The following is a 20397-nucleotide window of genomic DNA, read 5'->3' as shown; positions in this document are numbered from 1 at the left end:
AGGTATTTGAAAATGGAATCTACAATTAGCTGAATGATCTATGTATGAAAAATTCTCTCTTAATGTATGAATAGATAATAGGTTAAGAGGTTTTGGGGTGTGTGATGTTTAATAAAAAGCTAATTGAAAATATCTTTTCGCTTTTTGTTTTACAAGGATCAAATTATGTTCTTCCCTTGCTTACATTTCCTTTTTTAGTAAGAATGTTAGGGACAGCAAACTTCGGTATTACCGTTTTTACCACTGCTTTCATGCAAATGTTTGCAGTGGTAACGGACTACGGTTTCAACGTTACTGCAACCAAAAAAATTACATTAAACAAGCATAGTATTATGAAAGTAAATCAAATTTATAACAAAGTATTAACGATTAAAGTGCTTCTTACGTTCCTGTCCTTTCTATTGTTACTTGTACTTATAAGCTTTGTTCCAAAGCTAAGAGTAGAAAGCGGGATCTATTTAGTTGGATTTCTAGCTGTCATAGGAAATGCCATATTTCCGTTATGGTTTTTTCAAGGTATGGAAAATATGAGATACATTACTTTACTGAATGTCAGTGCGAAATTTCTGAGTACTATTTTAATTTTTGTATTTATACGAACTCCTAGTAACACAGAGTTGGCAGTACTATTTCAATCTTTTAATTTTCTTTTGCCAGGTCTTATCGCGTTATTATTTATTAGACTGAAATTTGGAGTGAAATTTCGTCCTATTTTCTCTGTACAAGTATTAAAAGAGGAGTTAATAGAAGGTGTTCATGTTTTTATGACAAATGTATGGATTAATGTATATGTGCAAGGGGCAGTTATAATTACGGGTTTTGTGGCAGGAGATAAAGCAGCAGGATTGTACGGCATTGGACAAAAGGTAACAGCGATATGTGCAGGTTTCATGCAGCCTGTTGGTCAAGCCATATACCCGCATATGTGTACCTTGTATGAAAATAACATTGAGTCGTTTCGTAAATTCAAAACAAACATAATCAAAGTAGGTGTCATAGCTTCCGTATCTCTTAGTCTCATATTGCTAATTTTCTCAAAGGATTTCCTATTGATTTTCGCTGGTTATTATACGGAGTATACAAATGATCTCATTAAATTGTTTGCCGTTGCAACATTTTTCATCATGCTTAATTCGTTATTAACAACAATCATATTCGTAATGAATAAATATACTAAGCTACAAAAAGTGTATTTAAGTATAGCGGTTGTGTTTTGTATTGCCTCTATCCCACTAACTTTCTATTACGGTGCTTATGGAATGATATCTAGTATCATTTTTGTTGAAGGTTATGTTTTTATAGCTTGTTTATTATTAGCGCAAAGTCCAAAGGCCAAGCGATTTCGGCTTAAACCTTGAGCGATATCGAGTTGCCATTGTACATTTTATAGGAGGGTTGCGGAATTGATAGATATTAGTGTGATTGTCCCTATTTTCAAAGTAGAAAAATATTTAAAAAGATGTATTGATGGAATGCTAGCACAAACACATGAAAGTTTTGAATTAATTCTTGTAGATGATGGATCCCCTGATCAATGCGGGAAAATTTGTGATTACTATGAAACGATAGATTCTCGCATTAAGGTGATTCACCAGAATAATCAGGGAACGGGTGCCGCCAGGAATAGTGGTTTGGCAGTTGCAACAGGAAAATACGTCTATTTTTGTGATCCGGACGATTATGTTGAGCCCACATTACTAGCGGATAATTTTGCATTAGCTGAAAAATACGAAGCAAATATGGTTATTTTTGCTTACTATGATGAATTGTGTACGAAATCTGATCAAAAATCCATTCCTAGAACCGTTCATACCATTTTTTTGGAAAGGCAATCTGATTTTAGAATTGAATTCGAAAAACTATATAGAAAGAAAATTATGTTTACCTTATGGAATAAGCTTTATAAAAAAGACTTTTTAGACCAGAATCACTGTCGTTTTGGCAACCAAAAGGTTGGACAGGATACGATATTTAATTACATTGTGTATGAAAATTTGGACCGAGTGTACGTTCATGATCAGAAATATTATCATCATGTGATAGATAGAAAAGATTCGGCGACCAATCTTTATAGAGAAAATAGATTTCAAATCAGGTATGAGGAAACATCGAAATTTGAAACTTTGATTAGAAAATGGGGATACGAAGAGAAATGTAGGCAATTAATTGTAAATGATTGGATCGAAACATTATCACATGGGATGAACAATTTATTCTACGAGGGTAGTCCCTTGAATGACTATGAAAAGAAAAGACAAGTAATGCTATTTTTAAATACGCCCAAAATGAAGCATGTACTTAGAGACAGTTCTGTAAAGGATGGGTATGGTCTTTTTATGAAGATAGAATTATTTCTTTTAAAAAATAATCACATTCCATTTGCTTTATATCTTGTTAAGCTTCGGATGTCTGTAAAGAAGTATGCTTTAACATTTTTCAGCTTTTCATCCTAGTTTTACTAAGAACGAGAAGATAGCAAGTTATATTGATAAAAGGAACGCAAAAATGAGGAATACAAATGAAAAAACTATTAAAAAGCCGGTTGGTTGGAAATATTCTTTCTTTACTAGTCTTACAGGGAAGTAATTATCTATTTCCTTTACTAACATTTCCTTATTTAGTACGAACGCTTGGAACAGAGAATTATGGGGTATTGGTGTTTTGCGTGGCAATTATGCAATTTCTAAATATATTTGCAGACTATGGGTTTAATATATCGGGTACGAGAGATATTGCTGTTAACAAGCAGGATAAAGATAAAGTAAATGATATTTATAATGTCATTCTTACAATTAAACTAATCTTTACGCTACTTGTGGGCATTGTATATATTATTGTAATAGAAACTTTACCATTTTTTAACGATCATAAAGTGGCCTATTTACTTAGTTTTCTTATTCTTATTGGTAATAGTCTATTCCCGATTTGGTTATATCAAGGGTTAGAAAGAATGAAATATATGACGTATATGAATATTGTTGTGAAAATATTGGTGACGATTTTCATTTTTGTATTTATAAGAAGTACCGTGGATATAGACTTAGCTGTTTTTCTTCAAACGCTATACTTTATCCTACCTGGAATCATCTCTATTTTCTTTGTGAAGCTGAAATTTCATATCGATTATACATTCATTACCGATATCCGAAAGCTAGCGGGTGAACTCGTAAAGGGAAGACATGTGTTTCTGACAAACCTATGGATAAATTTTTATAATCAGGGTCCACTTGTTCTGGTAGGTTTTTTATCGGGGAATATAGCAGCTGGTCATTTTGGAATCGGGCAGAAGATAATGGGCGCCTTTTACGGATTATCGCAGCCTGTTACGCAAGCTGTCTATCCACATATATGTGAATTGTATGATAGCAAAAAGGAAGAATTTCATCGATTTAAAAAGAAATTTATATGGATCAGCTCCATGCTCTCTTTACTCATTTCTATCTTATTATTTGTTTTTTCTTCTCAGTTGGTAGCATTCGTTGTTGGTAAACCAAGCGATACCGTCACTCGGTTGATTCAGTTGTTTTCTCTTATTGTTTTTTTAGCAATTATGAATACCGTAATGGCCCGAATTATGTACGCGATGAACTTGCAGAATGTGCTAAATAAAAGCTATGTAATGGCTGCATTTGCCTTTGCTTTGTTGTCTGTTCCATTCACCATATGGCTGCAAGAATTCGGCATGGCGCTTGTTGTTATCGTAGCAGAAGGTATCGTGTTTCTATTAAACATTCGAAATCTAAAACGACAAAAAGAAGCAATATAGGGAGGAGAACACGATCATGAGAAGTATTACAGTTGCAGGGACCGGTTATGTGGGTTTAGTTACAGGGGTTTGCTTGGCTGAAGTAGGTCATACCGTCACGTGTGTCGATACGGTGCAGGAAAAAATCAATTTATTAAATCAAGGAATTTCCCCTATTTATGAACCTGGTTTAGACGAACTCATTCTAAAAAACAAAAATGAAGGTCGGCTCCAATTTACAACGGACTACCAAAATGCTTATGCTCATTCCGATGTCATTTTTATTGCGGTTGGTACGCCTGAAAATGAAGATGGATCAGCGAATTTAAACTATATATATGCGGTTGCGAAACAAATTGCAAAGGCTGCCACGCAGGATTGTCTCGTTGTCGTCAAATCAACTGTACCGATTGGTACAAATGAACGCGTGGAACAAATCATGAAGGAAAATGTACGAACTGATATACATATTGAAGTAGCCTCGAACCCAGAATTTTTATCGCAAGGAACGGCTGTGAGAGATACACTGCATGCTTCGCGCATAGTCATTGGTGTTGAGTCCGAACGGGCGAAGGCAACATTAACAGAGATGTATACGCCGTTTCACCAACCAATTCTAGCAATGAACCGCAGAAGTGCAGAAATGGTGAAATATGCGTCCAATGACTTTCTAGCTCTGAAAATATCATTTATCAATGACATTGCGAATCTATGTGAAACAGTAGGGGCGAATATCGAAGATGTCACGAATGGCATGAGCTACGACAATCGTATCGGGGATAAATTCCTACAAGCAGGAGTTGGATACGGTGGTTCATGCTTTCCGAAGGATACGAAGGCGCTCCACTGGCTAGCGGAAGAAGCTGGATACGTCCTGCGTACGGTGAAAGCAGCAATTGAAGTGAATGAAAAGCAGAAATTCAAGCTGATTACAAAAGCAAGGCAGGATTTCCTTACCTTTCAAGGGAAAAAAGTCGCGGTATTAGGACTAACCTTTAAACCAGGAACCGATGATCTCAGAGAGGCCCCTTCTATACCGAATATCCGTTTATTACTCAATGAAGGCGCGTGTGTTCATGCCTATGATCCTGTAGGCGTAGCTAACTTTAAGAAGCTATACCCAACAGAAATCACGTATGAAACTTCTATTGAAAATGCGTTAGATAAAGCCGACATTTGTTTTATCTTTACCGAATGGCCGGAAATAAAAAACATGGATTTGACCTTATTTGAGACGAAAATGAAGACACCATTTATTTATGATGGACGGAATTGCTTTGAATTAGTAGACGTTCAGCAGCAGAATATTGTGTATCAATCGATTGGTCGCAAAGCTATTCATCTATACAAGCAGAAAGTGTATTGAAATCCGTTCTTTCAAGAATAGGTACAAAATAGGCAGGTGTCCCTTTTTGGGATGCCTGCCTGTTTTATGCTTATTTTGTAAAGCATTATCGGATTAAATAGATGTTTGAAAATTGATATTTAATTTATTGTAAAAATATTACATATAAGAGCAAAATAATACAATATTATATATAATTTTCAAATTTAATATCAAAAAATGTAAAATATATATTAAAAGACTTGGAACTGTATTGTAAAAGTTCTTGATAGTTTGTATTATTAACAGGTACAAAGATTTGTTTACTATTGGTTTTAAAAATGGTAAAAAATTCATTTTTATATTAATTTTATGCCACCCAAATAGTGTGAAAATTAATTACAGTCATAGAGTGGTTACTGATTATAAGGGATGTGGATAAGTTCGTCCGAAATATTCCATTTTTATACAAGGAAACACTTTACTTTTTCGGATGAAATAACTATAATAGTATAATATATTTATTTTTAAATTACTGTATTTTTGGAGGGAATTATGGAAGAAACGATCAGTCTAAAAGAACTATTCCAAGTATTACGAAAACGAATGTCCATGATTATTAGTATTACCTTTGCAGCTGCGTTAGTAAGTGCGATTGTTAGTTTCTTCTTCATTACACCAATCTATGAATCTTCCACACAAATTCTCGTGAATCAGAAGAAGCAAGTAAACGGCGTACAATCTAGTGATGTACAAACAAATTTACAGCTTATTAGTACGTATGCTGGAATTATTAAGAGTCCTGCAATTTTAGATAAAGTAAAGAGTAATTTATCGTTAAAGATGAGTACAGAGCAGTTAAATGGAAAAGTAACTGTTGCAAGCCAAAAGGATTCACAAATTATAGCTGTCAAGGTGCAGGATCCAAATCCAAAAGTTGCACGTGACATTGCCAATTCAGTTGCAGATGTGTTTAAACAGGAAGTTCCGAATATTATGAGCGTTGATAATGTAACGGTTTTATCAAAGGCAGAAACAGCAGTTGGGCAAGGTCCAGTAAAGCCTAAGCCAACACTTAATGTTATGATCGCACTTGTTGTTGGCTTTATGATATCTGTGGGGCTAGCTTTCCTACTAGAATACTTAGATAACACTATTAAGAAAGAACAAGATATTGAAACATTTTTGGAATTACCAGTACTAGGGGTAATTGCACAAATGGAAGAAAAGAAGTTAATAGAAAACGTCATACATTCACATACGAAAGCGAGGGAACACACTATTGGCTCTTAAACGATCAAATCCATCAAAAACTATTCGTCGGTTAATTGCCCAAGAAGAACCGAAATCGCCAGTATCTGAGCAATACCGGAACGTACGAACAAATATTCAATTTGCTTCCGTAGATAAGGATCTTCGCTCTTTCCTAGTTACTTCATCTGGTCCGGCCGAAGGAAAAACAACGACAACAGCAAATCTTGCGGTTGTGTTTGCACAGCAAGGTAAGAAGGTACTTTTAATTGATGCCGATTTACGAAAACCTGCCATCCATACGATGTTTCATGTAGATAATATATTTGGATTAACGAGCGTACTATCAAAGCAAGCAAGCTTTGAAAAGTGTGTTCAGCCAACACTCGTTGAGAATTTAGACTTCCTTCCATGCGGTGCAATCCCACCAAACCCAGCGGAATTACTTGGATCTACGAAGATGGAAGCAATGTTGCAAGAAGCTTACCGTCAATATGATTTAGTCATTATTGATACACCGCCTGTTCTTGCTGTAACAGATGCGCAGGTCCTTGCCAATATCGTGGATGGTATTATTATGATCGTTCGTAGCGGTCAAACGGAACAAGAAGCAGCCATAAAAGCAAAAAGTTTATTGGCAAATTCCAAGGGTAAACTGCTAGGCGTTGTTTTAAATGCGAAAAAGCAAAAAGAAAGCGAATATTACTACTACTATGGTGCACAGCAATAAATAAAAGGAGAGAGTCTGCGATGATTGATTTACATTGTCATATCTTACCCGGTCTAGACGATGGCCCGAAAAACGAAGAAGAAAGCCTATTGATGGCAAGGGCCGCAGTCCTGCAAGGGATTCACACAATCGTCGCAACTCCTCATCATCAAACAGTCCATTATATGAATGAAAAGAAAGATATTGTATATGCAGTGGGAGAATTGAATGATCTTCTTAAGCAGAAAGATATTCCCCTTACGATTCTTCCTGGACAAGAGGTTCGTATTTATGGGGATCTGCTGCAGGATTATGATACCGATATCGTTGAAACGTTGAACGAAACTAATAAATATATTCTACTTGAATTCCCTTCAAGCCACGTACCACGATACACCAAAACGTTACTTTACGATATGCAGTTAAAGGGATTAATTCCAGTACTTGCACACCCAGAGCGCAATGCAGAAATAGCCGAACATCCAAGCGTCTTGTACGAATTAATTAGCAAAGGAGCACTGGCACAACTAACTGCATCCAGTCTAACAGGTGACTTCGGAAAATCTATTAAAAAACTTTCCTTACAGCTTATTGAACATAATCTTGTTCACGTTGTCGCATCCGATGCGCATAATGTAACAAATCGTCCTTTTAAACTCAAAGAATCCTATGATGTCATTCAAGATGAGTTTGGTATAGACATGCGTTCATTATTCCAAGAACAAGCGTACTCTATTGTGAACGGACATGCCGTGTTTAAACAAGAACCGCAAGAACTACGCAGAAAAAAACTATTTGGAATATTCTAATTGTCAATTGGTGATGTCTCCTTACCGATATCAATGGAGGCACTCGATCATGCTGTGGGTGGTAGCGCGCCTTAGACGTTTGGCGTCAAGAGTGTGGTGTGGAAGGATGGGTTAAAGGCCTATTTACTATATACATACCGATGAAAGTCCTAGATACAATTTCTCAACATATAAGAAATTGTATCTAGGACTTTTAGTAAATATAAAGAAAGGAGACATACTATTGAGCTATCAAAAACGGTTATCCTTTTTAATCCTACTAGACTCAATTATCGTTCTTACTTCAGTCTATTTAAGCTATTGGTTCATTCATCCAACATCTTTAGAAAACATCCCCAAGAGATTAGTTATTAGTTCGATTACCTTACTATGTAGCCATCATATTTTAGCTTATTACTATAAACTGTATAAAAAGGCTTGGGAATACGCGAGTATTCGGGAACTTCTGAATATATTTAAGTCCGTTAGTTTTGCCATTATCATAACGGCAATTGTACAAGAAATTATTTCCGGAGATGTGTATGTACGAATTTTAGCTATTACATGGATGATTCACATGCTCTTAATAGGTGGATCAAGATTTGCATGGAGAATGTTTCGTGATACATATATTTCAAAAGGTAAGGATAAAAAGAATGTGTTAATCATTGGAGCTGGATCAGCAGGAACAATGGTGGCAAGACAACTTCTTCATCATCAAGTTTCAGAACTGTACCCCGTTGCCTTTGTTGATGATGACGTGCGAAAGCAAAAGCTAGAAATTTTTAATATTCCGGTTGTAGGGACGACGAAAGATATTGAGAAAGTAGTAGATCAATATGACATCGATCAGATTATCATAGCAATTCCGTCATTAAATCGTAAACAAATTAATCACATTTTCGAAGCGTGTTCCAAGACGGAAGCGAGAACGCAGATTGTACCCATGTTAGAGAGTATTTTAGAAGGTAAGGTTTCTGTGAACGAATTTCGGGATGTGCAGGTGGAGGATTTACTCGGAAGAGAACCGGTGAAACTGGATGATGCGAAAATTGCCAGTTCGATTCAAGATCATACCATTTTAGTTACAGGTGCAGGTGGTTCCATTGGATCTGAGATTTGTCGTCAGGTGTTGAAATATAATCCCAATAAGATAGTCTTACTCGGTCACGGAGAAAATAGTATTTATGGAATTGAAATGGAATTACGAGAGCGCTATAAGAATTCGATTGAAATTATAACGGAAATAGCAGATGTGCAAGATCGAGATAAAGTGTTCTCTATTATGAACAAGCATCGTCCTTATATTGTCTATCATGCTGCTGCGCATAAGCATGTACCGTTAATGGAGAGAAGTCCGGAAGAAGCCGTGAAAAATAATGTGATGGGAACAAAGAATGTGGCAGAAGCCGCAGATACGTTTAATGTGAATACCTTTGTTATGATTTCCACAGATAAAGCCGTGAACCCTACGAATGTCATGGGTGCAACAAAACGAATGGCAGAAATGATTGTGCAGCATATGGATGCGGTCAGTCAAACTGGTTTCGTAGCGGTTCGATTTGGTAATGTATTAGGAAGTCGCGGAAGTGTGATTCCGTTATTCAAGAAACAAATTAAAAAGGGTGGTCCATTAACGATCACTCATCCAGATATTACTCGCTATTTCATGACAATACCGGAGGCTTCCAGACTCGTTATGCAGGCAGGAGCGTTAGCAAAGGGTGGAGAAATCTTCGTTCTAGACATGGGAGAACCTGTGAAAATTGTCGATTTAGCTAAAAATTTGATTACACTCTCTGGCTATTCCGTTGATGAAATTGGGATTGAGTTTACTGGTCTTAGACCAGGTGAGAAAATGTATGAGGAATTATTAAATGATAATGAAATTGAGAAAGAACAAATCTTTCCGAAGATTTATGTTGGAAAGGCTGTATTAAGGGATTATCAAGAAATTATAAATTTCCTTGAAGAATTTAAACAAATGAATGGGGAAACGATTCGAGATATCTTACTTGAGTTTGCGAATAATAAGGTATTTATTGAAAAATAATGATTACTATTTTATAAAATCATGAGGATATAAACAATGAATACGAATTTATTAATTATAGGTGCAGGTGGACATGGCAGAGCAGTGAAAGAAATTGCAGAAGCGATGAAAATTTTTGAAAGTATTCGATTTCTTGATGATCAGATAAACTCAGAACTGGTGATTGGAGCATGCACCAATGTTGCCCAGTGGAAAGAATCATACCGTTTTTCCATTCCGGCATTTGGAAATGCTCAACTTCGAATAAAATGGGTAAAAATGCTTGAAGAGATTGGATATACCGTGCCAATGCTAGTTCATCCACTTGCATATGTAAGTCCATCGGCATCTATTGAACTTGGGACAGTGGTTATGCCACATGCAACCATTCATACAAATGTTTTTATTCAGAAAGGTTGCATATGCAGCATCGGATCAATTGTCGATCACGACGCTGTGGTAGAAAGCGGCTGCCACATTGATTGCGGTGCGATTGTGAAATCGTACTGCGTGGTTCCGAAAGGCACAAAGGTTGAAGCAGGAACGATTATAAGTAATCAAAAGATAAGAAACAATGTAGAAACTATCAAATAAAGTGAGTGTGAGCTATGTATCTAAAGGTTAAAAGAATCCTTGATTTCATTATTGCATTAGTTGGGTTCATGGTCTTATCTCCATTCTTTCTTCTTATTATTATTGCAATAAGGATAGATTCGAAGGGCCCGATTCTATTTCGACAAAAGCGTGTTGGACTCCACAAACAGCATTTTTATATTTTAAAATTTCGTACGATGCGTATTGATACGCCTAAGGATACACCGACTCATCTTCTTGAAAATCCAGACCAGTGGATTACAAAGGTAGGAAAGTTTCTTAGAAAAACAAGTCTAGATGAATTTCCGCAAATCTTTAATATTATTAAAGGAGAAATGAGTATCATCGGTCCGCGTCCGGCGCTTTGGAATCAATATGATTTAATCGCAGAACGAGATAAGTATGGTGCTAATGATATTCTACCTGGACTTACTGGTTGGGCACAGATTAATGGTAGGGATGAGCTTCCGATTGAAGTGAAAGCGAAACTAGATGGGGAGTATGTTCAAAGAATGAGCTTGATATTTGATGCAAGGTGCTTCTTTGGAACGATTAAGAGTGTACTGAAAAGCGACGGGGTTGTTGAAGGTGGTACAGGAGTATCGAGAGTTAATAAAGGTGATAATTCAAAGGATTCGGTATCAAATTAATTAGTTTTAACTCTTAATGGATGAGCTTGATGGTTTAAATGACAAATTGAAGAGATATAAAAAGAAAAGTAAATAATAATCTACAGCAGATTAAGGAGGAAATTATGGACATAAAGGTAAGTGTAATAATCCCTACTTATAGGCGAGATAGGACATTGGAAAAAGCTGTTCAATCGGTAATAAATCAATCATATTCAAATATAGAGATTATTGTGGTAGATGATAATGATCCATCTTCTGAATTCGGCTATCAAGTTGAAGTAATGATTACAAAAATGCAAACCATATATACTAATATAGTATATTTAAGAAATTCCTCAAACTTAGGTTCTGCCAAAACTCGAAATATTGGGATTTTTAATGCAACTGGGGAGTATATAACTTTTTTAGATGATGACGATATTTATGAACCAGACAAAATTATTAAACAGTTGACTTTTATGGAAAAAAATTCTTTAGATATGTCTTTTACAGACTTAGTTTTAAAAAACGATTATGAAAAGATAGTAGATGTCAGAAGACGAGATAATTTAAAACATTACGATACAAATACTCTACTTAAATATCACTTAATGTATCATATAACAGGTACGGATACATTTATGTATAAAAACGATTTTCTTAAAGGAATTGGTGGATTTGACTCTATAGATATTGGTGATGAATTTTATTTGATGGTTAAAACCATTAAAAGTAGTGCCAAAATAGGATATTTACCAAGTAGTGAAGTTGTTGCCTATATCCACAATAACAAGGGTGGTCTATCTACAGGTGATAATAAAATAACAGGGGAAAATAATTTATATGAATTCAAGAAAAAGTTTTTTTATAAATTAACATTAAGAGAAAAAATGTTTGTTAGATTTAGGCACCATGCAGTATTAGCTGTGACGGGACTCAGATCCAAAGATTTTTTACTATTATTTAAACATAGTTTTTTAGCTGCGGTAGCCTCACCATTGGATACAGTAATTGAACCAATTGGATTTATTAAAAGAATTATGTCTACTAAACATGAAAACATCAAAAACGGATACTTGGATCTTTGAAATCTCATAAGTTAAAAGAGACTTTGAAATGAAGATGTTAGCGAATATGCTTATGAAGCATGGCACAAGAAATTGACAATATTTCAAATGTTGAAGAGGAGTACGAGGCATATGAACCTACAAGTATTGGTTTCAACAATGCATCAAAAAGATCATAATTTACTTGGAAAAATGAATATACAATCAGATGCTATTATTGTCAACCAATGCGACAAGAATGAATTTGAGGAGTTTAAATTTAAAGGGTGCAACATTAAATTTTTATCATTTGCTGAACGAGGCGTTGGATTAAGTAGAAACAGTGCTTTAATGAGGTCTACAGCAGATATTTGTCTATTTGCAGATGACGATGTTAGGTACGAGGAAGGTTATAAAGAGATAATACTTCAAGCATTTATAGATAACCCTAAAGCTGATATCATCTTGTTTAATGTACCAAGTACTAATCCTGAAAGACCATTGTTTTTAATATCAGATCACAGTCGAGTAAGATGGTATGATTGCTTGAGGTACGGAGCAGTACGTATTGCAGTGAGAACAGAAAGACTGAAACAAGCAAACGTATTTTTCTCCTTATTATTTGGAGGTGGTGCAAAATATAGCAGTGGTGAAGATAGTATATTTATAGCAGAATGTATTCGCAAAGGATTGAAATTATATACAAGCCCTCAAATTATTGGTTATGTTGATCAAATGGATTCTACATGGTTTAAAGGATACACAGATAAGTATTTTATTGATAAAGGTGTTTTTTTTAGTTGTTTATCTAAAAAATGGGCCTACTTATTATGTATACAAGATGCAGTCAGACATAGTAAGATGTACAAAAAAGATAAAACTATAATAGAGGCATGCAGATTAATGTTTAAGGGTATAAGGTTGGTGAGATAAAGGTGAAGAAAGACACTAATTTATTTGAAAACAAAGAGGAACAAAATAAAGGCAATTTGTTAATTATCTTTTTTGCATATTATATCGCTATTTTTATTCCACAGATTTTGCATATACCTACAAGTATAAATACACTTTATAAAGGTGCCATATTATTAATATTTTTAGGGTATTTTTTAATTAGATATATGAGGTTCAAAATAAGTCTTAAGCCGATAATGTTAGCATTAATATTATTTTTAATACAAATTATTAGTTTTTGTTATTCATTGAAGTTTATAGAATACAATAAATATATTAATGATAATATTAATATAATAATTTTACCTTTATACATTATTATATTTTATTCAATTTTACATGATAAAGGTGTAAATAAACATGATTTATGTAAATTTATTAAATACTTTATAGTTTTTATGATAATAGCATGTGTAGTTAATATTATTATGAATATACACAACATTACAAATTTTTTTAGTATTACAACTGGGTACGAATATAACATGGCTTCGTTTTTTGATAATAGAAATACATTTGGAATTTATCTATCGTATGCAATTATTGGGGGTGTCTATGTTCGTGGTTTTGAACAAAAAAAATATATTGATTTTGTTTTAGTATTATTACTTATGAATTTATTACTTACCCTCTCTAGAACAGCAATAATATCAACATGCGTTTTTTTACTTTCATACTATTTGATAATATCAAAAAATATTATATCAAAACTAGTTATTATAATTACTTTGTCTTGTATTGTATATATAGGACTATCTATAGATTCTGTTAGTAACTTTTTATATAACGTATTATTTAGAGTGGAGAGTGGAACTGCTGGGAGAGATGAAGTTTGGCTTTCAGCGTTAAACTTTTATACGGAGAATAATATTTTTTTTGGAACTGGTTATGGAGTAGGGAGTACATATATGGATAATATGACTCTGCACAAGAGTTTTCACAATGGTTATATAAGTACCTTGGTAACAGGCGGAATAGCATTGTCTATTTTTTACTTGTTATTAATAGTCTATACGGTGCGAATAAATCTTAAAATTTTAAAAGTAGATCATGTTATGGGAGCTTATTTTATAGGAATTATGATTTGTTACTTAATTTCGGCATTAACAGAAGAAAATGTTTTATTAACATCAAGTGGACTGAGTTTTCTGATAAGCATCTTTGTATTAATCTTACCAAAGCTTTACTATAATTCACTGAAAAAAAATGGTAGGGAACAGATCCTTAGTCGAAAGGAGCTTTAAATGATACAGATTATTTATGAACTGGAGAATAGGGAGTTCGATAATGCTTTGCTTTTGTCTGCGGAATTAAAACGACGTGGATATGAAGTGGAGATTATTCACAAGGCAACATGTCTTAAAAACCGATCTCAAAAGGGTGTGCTAATTGTACCAAATTGTTATAACTCAGAAAATTATAATTTTTTTCGTTATATGCTTAATAGTAAAAACAATCCTATAATAAATTTGCAATATGAACAGGTTCTTTCTAAAAATTGGGAAAAAATAGGGTATCATAATCCGAAAGGTGAAGCTAAAAATGCAATTACTCTTTGTTGGGGTAACAATTCTTATCAAAGGTTATTGTCCAATGGCTTATCAGAAAATAATTTAAAAGTAACTGGTGCCATACATCTTGATTTTTTAAGTAACTCATTTTCAGAATTTTATTTACAAAAAAATGAAATAGCAAAATCTATGAATTTAGATGTTAGGAAAAAATGGATTTTATATATTTCAAGTTTTACTATGGCTGAAGATAAGGGAGTTGTTGCTGAGAAATTAATGAACTCTTTTGAAGGTGAAAAAGAAATGATCCAAGATTTTGTTGATGTTTCTGTAAAATCTAGGGAAATCACATTAAAATGGATTGAAGAAATATTGTTAGAAGATGAAAATATATGCTTTTTATATAGACTTCATCCAAACGAAATAGAAGATGAAACATTATCTCACTTAGAACAAACATATCCCAAAAGATTTATTTGTGTAAACAAGTATAGTGTTAAACAATGGATTCATGTATCTGATATAGTTTTGACATGGTTTAGCACATCCATTATCGAATGTTTTTATGCTAAAAAACATTGTTATATCCTCCGTCCGTTTAAAATACCATTAGACATGGATTCGGTTGTGTTTACAGATGCAAAAGTTATATCTGATTATACGGAGTTTAGAGAGAGATTAATCCAAAACAACACAGTTTTCTCTAAATTGGCCTTTCCTATAAATAAAAATTTGATAGAAGAGTATTATTCTAATGATGAAAAACATTTAGCCTATATTGAAATTGCAAATATTATCGAAGCAAGTTTGGGCAGCGAAGTAAAAAAAGTATCTAAAAAATACTACATACAAAGATTAAGATTTCTTGTATTTCATTCAGAGGCTTGGAAATCCTATATAGAAAAAATGTATAGCAAGTTATACTCAATTTTTCATATTAAACTTAGTAGGATTTCTCCTTGGAAAAAAAGATATTTGGCTGTGATAGAAAAGAGAGTTGGTAATTGGACTGAAATTAATCAAGAAATAAATAGAAAGAATGATCTGTTAAAAAAAATTGTGCGAAATATCCAAAGTAGTCATCAAGAAAACACATAATAATTTGAAAATCCTAATTTTTTATAGGGTAAGTGAAAGGAATTAAAAAAGCTGTGAGCCCTAATTTTAGTAAAAATATTTCAATAAGCCTTATTAATTTTGCGTTTTCAATTTTTATGACATTATGGTTTACACCTTTTATCATACATCAATTAGGTGTAGAAGCCTATGGTTACACTAATTTAATATTAAACTTGATAAATATAGCTACAGTAATTACCTTGGCTATTACTTCAATGAGTAGTAGGTATTTAACAATTGAACTACAAAGGCAAAGAACTAATGAAGCTAACAAATATTTTAATTCTATATTGTTTAGTTTAGTAGTTTTAAGTTTTTTCTTATTATTTATTTTTACGATTGTTTTGTTTAATTTAGAAAAAGTCATAAATATTTCTGATAATTTCGTTGGTGACGTCAAGATTTTATTTTTTTTAGCATGTATTTCATTCTTGGTTACGCTGATTTCTACGCCTTTTTTAGGGGGGGTTTATTTTCAGAATAAACTTAGTATTACTTATTTGTTTAATATTTTAAACTATGGTTTTAGATATGTATTATGTATAGTTGTTTTTTATTGTTTTAAGCCAATCCTCTGGATACCCAATTTGGCAATACTTATAGTAACCATAATGGCTACTATTTACTACTTGATGACATACAAGAAAATGATGCCAGGTATATCAATTAGTATTTCTAAATTTAATTTATCATATGCATTGACGGTCATTCAATCCGGTATCTGGATTTCTATTAGTAAAGCAGGTTCTGTACTGTTAGGGACACTTAATACTTATTTTGCAAATATTTTTATTGGCCCAGGCATTAGTGGGGTATATGCAGCTGTTTTACAATTACAAACGCTTATAATTGTATTAGTAAATGCAATTGTTCCAAGTTTTATACCAGAAATGTATAAGAAATTTGCTGAAAACAAAATGGATTCGTTAATCTCCTATGTAAAGAAGGCAATACTATTTTTAAGTATTCCATTAGGTGTTGTAGTAGGCGGGGTTCTTGCATATGGTAAAGTGTTTATGGTGTTATGGCTGGGAAAAGGGTTTGGACAATATGAATTTATGTTGGTTTTAGTGATTATATATTTACCGTTAATTCTATCGGCAGAGGTACTTAATCAGTTTAATATTACTATTAATAGAATAAAGGTGCCTGCACTAGTTACGCTTCTATTTGGTGGTATTAATGTATTATTAATCTTTATGCTATTCTACCTGACTGATTGGGGCATTTATTCTATTATAATCGGTCAGTTGATAACATCGACAATACGTGGAATACTTTTTTACCCTATTTATAGTGCGAAAGAAGTAGGGGTGAAAATAAGCACATTCTATCCTGAAATAGCAATTGGTGTAGGAGTATCTATTCTGACAACCATAATTGGGTTATGCTTAAGGTTTTTAATTAATCCAAGTTCATGGATGCAGCTTATATTTAGCTCGTTATTAACATTAGTATTAGTGACTTTAATTATTTTTACTTTTTTTATCAACAAGGACATTAAAAAAACTATAAAAAATAAAGTGTTCAAACTTCACACCTAAACTAGGAACCACACTACAGTCTGTTTTTGAAGTGAAAAAAACATACAAAATTATCTATTACTTGTTATGTGGAAAGTACATAACATCAACGTGACGAGTTATATAGAGAGATCCACTTTAAGTTCATTAACCATGTTATGGAATATTACGGTTTTAATATCAAAATATGTGTTTGGAAAAAGTGAGAGCATATGATTTCTTTATTCAACTTCAATTAAATTTGGTATTATTATAATGAAGATTTTTAGAAGCGTATCTCAAACTATACTTTAGTAATCAAAAATAGATTTCGGTGTCTACAACATCTTGATATGGAGAGGCGGTTGTAGTAGTTTTGTTCGCTGTATAAAAGCTGTAGCAGTTGTCTCTAAGGTGAACTACAGCCGTATAGGCTCCATATCAAGCAGCATTTTAAATAGCATATTTATTGTATAAAACTAATAAATATGTTGCCATTGCATGCGTTAAATGCCAAATATAAAATGGAGGTACATGATGAAAAATAGTAAAATTCTAGTAACAGGTGCAGATGGATTTATTGGTTCGCATTTAACTGAATCATTGATACGTCAAGGGTATGATGTTCGAGCATTCGTTTATTATAACTCTTTTAATTCATGGGGCTGGCTAGATTCTTCGCCTTCTGATATTAAAAAGGGTTTAGATGTATTTTCTGGTGATATCCGAGATCCACATGGAGTACGGGAAGCAATGAAAGGATGCGATACAGTTTTGCATTTGGCGTCACTCATCGCGATTCCATATTCATATCATTCGCCTGATACTTATGTTGACACAAACATAAAAGGTACGCTTAATGTGTTGCAAGCGGCACGTGAATTGGGCGTTTCAAAAGTTGTTCATACCTCAACAAGTGAAGTATATGGGACAGCACTGTATGTACCAATTAATGAAAGCCATCCATTGCAAGGGCAGTCGCCATATTCTGCCTCAAAAATTGGCGCTGATCAACTGGCGTTATCCTTTTACCGGTCATTTGAAACGCCAGTTGCTATTATTCGTCCGTTTAATACATATGGCCCACGACAATCAGCACGTGCGGTAATTCCGACAATTATTACGCAACTTGCTTCTGGAAAAGAAAAAATTAAGCTTGGTGCATTAAGTCCTACAAGAGACTTTAACTATGTACAAGATACAGTGAGAGGCTTTATTTCAATCATGAATAGTGAAAAAGCAATCGGTGAAGTGATTAATATCGGTAGCAATTACGAAATTTCAATTGGTGAAACGGCTGAGGTCATTGCTGAAGTAATGGGTAAAAAAGTCGAAATTGAAACAGATGAAATCCGCCTTCGCCCTGGAAAAAGTGAAGTGGAAAGACTATGGGCTGATAATCAAAAAGCGAAACAATTACTTGGATGGCAACCATCGTTCGGAGGTGTGGAAGGATTTAAACGTGGCATGAAAGAAACAGCCGATTGGTTTTCTAATCCTGCTAATTTAGCACAATACAAGACGGATGTGTATAATATATAAATTGAACAATTATATGAAAATGGCATGGACAATAATATGAATGTATGGGTAATAAGGCCTTGTTAGCATATATTATCTAACCTTTGATGAGAAAGAAGTTGGATATGTGCTATCAGGGTCACACAACTTTTTTATTTATTGATAGAAGTGATAGGGAGGCTATCGATTGATAGTCTTCTATTTACAAGCGGGGAACTTAAAATAATATTCACAGATATACCTAGTGTAGTTTTTGTTAATTGTGATATTGGTTTCTAATGTTACTCTTATTGGGGACACTAAGATAACGGACAACATAGTAATATTTATTGGCAATATTAATAAAAATGAGCTTGTTTCTAAAGTTTATTAGTATCAAGAGAGTCACTAAATTTGATGTTACAATGCAAAGATGTGCCGTAAAAAGGAAAACTTAACTCAAATTTATGGTTTAATAGTTAAAACTTTATGATTTTATAACTTATTAGGGGTGGAACTATGAGTAAATTTATTCCTCTTTCAGTGCCTAATTTAAAGGGCAAAGAGTTAGAGTACGTGACACATGCGGTAGAAACTGAATGGGTATCGACAGGTGGTCCGTATGTAAATGATTTTGAAACAAAAGTAGCTGAATACGTTAAGGCAAAAGGAGCTGTATCCTGTCAGAATGGTACAGCAGGTTTACATACTGCATTAATGCTGTGTGGAGTAACAAAAGAAGATGAGGTTATCGTCCCAACATTGACTTTTATAGCTGCGGTTAACCCGGTCAAATATATAGGAGCTGAGCCGGTATTTATGGACTGCGATGATTCACTTACCTTGGATGCGGACAAGTTGTTGGAGTTCTGCCAAACTGAGTGTAACTTCATTGACGGAAGGCTAATTAATAATAAGACGAAGAAGCACATCAAAGTAGTATTAGTAGTCCATGTATTTGGTAATATGGCTGACATGGAAAAAATCATGTTAGTTGCAGAACAGTATAATCTGAAAGTAGTAGAAGATGCAACAGAAGCAATCGGCACTTACTATACGGAAGGAAAGTATAAAGGTAAGTTCGCAGGGACAATCGGTAAGGTAGGAGTTTATTCCTTCAATGGTAATAAAATCATTACAACCGGTGGTGGAGGTATGATTGTTTCGAATGATGAGGATTTATTAAAAGGAGCTAAGCATCTAACAACCCAAGCTAAGAGTGATGAGCTGTACTATACCCATGATGAGATTGGATATAACTATCGCATGACAAATCTTCAAGCTGCTTTGGGCTTGGCGCAGTTAGAGCAACTTGAAGATTTCATTAAGGTAAAAGAAGAGAATTACAACCTTTATAAAGAAAATATACAGGGAATACCGGGCTTATCAATATTGGATTTCAAAGATGATATAAGAACTAACTACTGGTTTTATGCTTTAATATGTAGTGATGAGTATTTGTTGAACAGAGATGAGATAATAAAATATCTGTCATCAAAAAGCATTCAGTCAAGACCAATCTGGGGCCTGATCAGCGAGCAAAAACCATATTTAGGCTGTCAGTCCTATAAGATTGAAAAAGCAAAGTACTATCTAGAGCGTATTGTGAACATTCCATGCAGCACCAACTTGACCAAAGAAGATGTTTTGCTTGTTGTCGAGTTCTTGAAGAGTCCTCGATAGGAATAACTACTGACAGGAGGTTGTTTTC

17 protein-coding genes are annotated in these 20397 nt (G+C 33.8%); all 17 read left to right on the top strand.

Going from position 1 to position 20397, the window contains the following annotated elements; genetic code table 11:
- Positions 1-104: 104 nt before the first annotated feature.
- On the top strand, positions 105-1358 hold the full coding sequence (locus ACAN53_RS13365) for an oligosaccharide flippase family protein (RefSeq protein ID WP_379970612.1): 1254 nt from the start codon (positions 105-107) through the stop codon (positions 1356-1358).
- A gap of 45 nt (positions 1359-1403) precedes the next feature.
- The gene (locus ACAN53_RS13360; protein ID WP_379970611.1) at positions 1404-2453 is read left to right on the top strand and encodes a glycosyltransferase family 2 protein; all 1050 of its coding nucleotides are present in this window, start codon (positions 1404-1406) and stop codon (positions 2451-2453) included.
- Positions 2454-2518: 65 nt separating this feature from the next.
- Complete coding sequence (locus ACAN53_RS13355) at positions 2519-3766, top strand: oligosaccharide flippase family protein (RefSeq protein ID WP_379970610.1); 1248 nt, start codon at positions 2519-2521, stop codon at positions 3764-3766.
- 16 nt (positions 3767-3782) lie between these two features.
- Positions 3783-5111, top strand: coding sequence for a UDP-glucose dehydrogenase family protein (locus tag ACAN53_RS13350; RefSeq protein WP_379970609.1), 1329 nt, complete (start codon positions 3783-3785; stop codon positions 5109-5111).
- A 513-nt stretch (positions 5112-5624) separates the two neighbouring features.
- On the top strand, positions 5625-6362 hold the full coding sequence (locus ACAN53_RS13345) for a YveK family protein (RefSeq protein WP_379970608.1): 738 nt from the start codon (positions 5625-5627) through the stop codon (positions 6360-6362).
- Complete coding sequence (locus ACAN53_RS13340; protein WP_379970607.1) at positions 6352-7050, top strand: CpsD/CapB family tyrosine-protein kinase; 699 nt, start codon at positions 6352-6354, stop codon at positions 7048-7050. The genes ACAN53_RS13345 and ACAN53_RS13340 overlap by 11 nt, the downstream gene beginning before the upstream one ends.
- A gap of 20 nt (positions 7051-7070) precedes the next feature.
- Positions 7071-7838 (top strand): tyrosine-protein phosphatase, encoded by a 768-nt coding sequence (locus tag ACAN53_RS13335; protein WP_379970606.1) that lies wholly within the window; start codon positions 7071-7073, stop codon positions 7836-7838.
- A 223-nt stretch (positions 7839-8061) separates the two neighbouring features.
- Positions 8062-9870: a polysaccharide biosynthesis protein gene (locus ACAN53_RS13330; protein WP_379970605.1), complete on the top strand. Its 1809-nt coding sequence runs from the start codon at positions 8062-8064 to the stop codon at positions 9868-9870.
- A 36-nt stretch (positions 9871-9906) separates the two neighbouring features.
- Positions 9907-10443, top strand: a complete 537-nt coding sequence (locus ACAN53_RS13325; RefSeq protein WP_379970604.1) for a PglD-related sugar-binding protein — start codon at positions 9907-9909, stop codon at positions 10441-10443.
- Between the two features lie 14 nt (positions 10444-10457).
- Positions 10458-11093 carry a sugar transferase gene (locus ACAN53_RS13320; RefSeq protein ID WP_379970603.1) on the top strand — a complete coding sequence of 212 codons (636 nt, stop codon included), beginning with the start codon at positions 10458-10460 and terminating at the stop codon, positions 11091-11093.
- Positions 11094-11197: 104 nt separating this feature from the next.
- Positions 11198-12142, top strand: coding sequence for a glycosyltransferase family 2 protein (locus ACAN53_RS13315; protein WP_379970602.1), 945 nt, complete (start codon positions 11198-11200; stop codon positions 12140-12142).
- 111 nt (positions 12143-12253) lie between these two features.
- Positions 12254-13033 (top strand): glycosyltransferase family A protein, encoded by a 780-nt coding sequence (locus tag ACAN53_RS13310; protein WP_379970601.1) that lies wholly within the window; start codon positions 12254-12256, stop codon positions 13031-13033.
- Between the two features lie 2 nt (positions 13034-13035).
- A complete protein-coding gene (locus ACAN53_RS13305) occupies positions 13036-14298 on the top strand; it encodes an O-antigen ligase family protein (RefSeq protein WP_379970600.1) in 1263 nt (420 codons plus the stop codon).
- Positions 14299-15663: a surface carbohydrate biosynthesis protein gene (locus tag ACAN53_RS13300; RefSeq protein WP_379970598.1), complete on the top strand. Its 1365-nt coding sequence runs from the start codon at positions 14299-14301 to the stop codon at positions 15661-15663.
- Between the two features lie 32 nt (positions 15664-15695).
- Entirely contained in the window at positions 15696-17228 is a 1533-nt protein-coding gene (locus ACAN53_RS13295) for an oligosaccharide flippase family protein (RefSeq protein WP_379970597.1), read from the top strand.
- A 495-nt stretch (positions 17229-17723) separates the two neighbouring features.
- Positions 17724-18728 (top strand): NAD-dependent 4,6-dehydratase LegB, encoded by a 1005-nt coding sequence (locus ACAN53_RS13290; protein WP_379970596.1) that lies wholly within the window; start codon positions 17724-17726, stop codon positions 18726-18728.
- A gap of 477 nt (positions 18729-19205) precedes the next feature.
- Positions 19206-20369 carry a LegC family aminotransferase gene (locus ACAN53_RS13285; protein WP_379970595.1) on the top strand — a complete coding sequence of 388 codons (1164 nt, stop codon included), beginning with the start codon at positions 19206-19208 and terminating at the stop codon, positions 20367-20369.
- The last annotated feature ends 28 nt before the right edge of the window (positions 20370-20397 follow it).

It is taken from the genome of Ectobacillus soli, from assembly GCF_042610425.1.
In the GTDB taxonomy this organism is placed as follows: Bacteria; Bacillota; Bacilli; order Bacillales; family Bacillaceae_G; genus Ectobacillus.
This window is presented reverse-complemented; position numbering and strand designations above follow the sequence as displayed.